The organism is Rhizobacter sp. P2_H2 (genome assembly GCF_056403375.1).
Genome location: NZ_JBFUFP010001221.1, coordinates 1 through 1495 on the forward strand (window position 1 = coordinate 1; position 1495 = coordinate 1495).

3 protein-coding genes are annotated in these 1495 nt (G+C 69.7%); all 3 read left to right on the forward strand.

Annotated features, from left to right (window positions below; all coding sequences use genetic code 11):
* The coding region (locus tag AC1D15_RS31760; protein WP_477829186.1) for a response regulator at nt 1-410 on the forward strand (410 nt) is incomplete at its 5' end.
* Between the two features lie 94 nt (nt 411-504).
* Nucleotides 505-1083: a Pvc16 family protein gene (locus AC1D15_RS31765; RefSeq protein WP_477829187.1), complete on the forward strand. Its 579-nt coding sequence runs from the start codon at nt 505-507 to the stop codon at nt 1081-1083.
* The coding region (locus AC1D15_RS31770) for a hypothetical protein (protein ID WP_477829188.1) at nt 1080-1495 on the forward strand (416 nt) is incomplete at its 3' end. The genes AC1D15_RS31765 and AC1D15_RS31770, both read left to right, overlap by 4 nt.

Genomic DNA, 1495 nt, shown 5'->3' on the forward strand with positions numbered 1-1495 from the left:
GAGTTGCCGCGCGCCCTTTGACCCTCTACCTGGCCGATGATCACGCGGCCTACCGCGCCTGTGTGGCCGAGCTGCTGGCACGCCGAGGCTTCGAGATCCTCGGCGAGGCGCCCGACGTGCCGGCGCTGCAGGCCTGGCTCGCGCAGGCGCGCGTGCACCCCGACGTGCTGCTGATGGACGTGCAGATGCCCGGCGGCGGGCCGACCGCGCTGGCTGCGCTGCTGGCGCGCCACCCGGCCCTGCGCGTGCTGGTGCTGTCGATGCACGACGAGCCGGCAATCATCGACGCGATGCGCGCTGCCGGCGCGCGTGGCTACGTGCTGAAGGACGAACCGCTCGCCGTGCTTGCGCAGGCGATCCACGCCGTGCACGGCGACATCAGCCGCTGGCCACCGGCGTCTCAGCAATGAAGAGGTCCAAGTTCAGAGATTGACCGATGGGCGCGGGCCGCGTGCGTCCCTATCGTCGGGGCATTCCTTCACCACTCGCCCCACCGGAACCTCCATGATCGACGCGGCCATCTCGCAAGTCGCCAGCCAGCTGAACAACGCCTTGCGGCGCTCGTTCCAGCTGGGCGAAGAGCTGGTCGTCGTCTCCAGCCTGTACGAGCCGGATGGCGGCGTCGCCGCGAACATCAACAACAAGCTCGCGGTGTTCCTCGTCAACATCGAGCGCGACACCACGCCCAGCCCCCGCTCGCGGCCCGGCGCGGGCGAGGGCCGCCATGCGCGGCAGCCGCTGCCGGTGTCGCTGAACCTGCTGGTGATGTTCGCCGCCAACTTCAGCGCGTCGAACTACACCGAGGCGTTGAAGTTCATCTCCAGCACGATCGCGCACTTCCAGTCGTGGCCGGTGCTGGACCACCAGAACACGCCCGACCTCGATCCGCGCATCGACAAGCTCACGCTCGACATCGAGAACCTGAGCGTCAGCGACCTGAGCAACCTGTGGGGCCTGTTCAGCGGGCGCTACCTGCCGTCGGTGCTGTACCGCATGCGCATGGTCACCTTCGATGCCGGCCAGTTCGATGCCCAGCTGCCGGTGGTGCGCCGCGCGCAGGCCGGCGTGGGAGCCTCCGCATGATCGACATGGGCCCGTACCTGCCGCTGCTGCGCGTCGATTTCGAGCACGGCTTCTTCGCCGACGGGCGATGCCGCGGGCTGCGCTTCGTGCCGGCCGGCGACACCGCATGGTGGCTGCGCGCGACCGACGCGATCGAGCGCCACACCGGCAGCGCGCTCGCGCTGTTCGGCCCGGCGCAGGCACTGTCGGTGGTGCCGAAGGCGGTGCTCGCGTGGCAGGTGCATGCCACCGACGAGGTCTTCCCGACCTGCACCGACAACCCGGCGCAGTGGCCCGGCGAATTGCTGTGGTTCGATGCCGGCGATGCATCGTCCGATGTTTCGTCCTCCTCCCGCCTGCATGCCGGCGAGACCGTCTCGCAGGCCGAGGTGCGCCCGTTGACCTGGCCGCTGGTGTCGCAGTCGCTCGGGCA

Coding starts and splice junctions, on each gene's coding strand:
- AC1D15_RS31765 (WP_477829187.1), top strand. CDS start 505: ATGATCGACGCGGCCATCTCGCAAGTCGCCAGCCAGCTGAACAACGCC.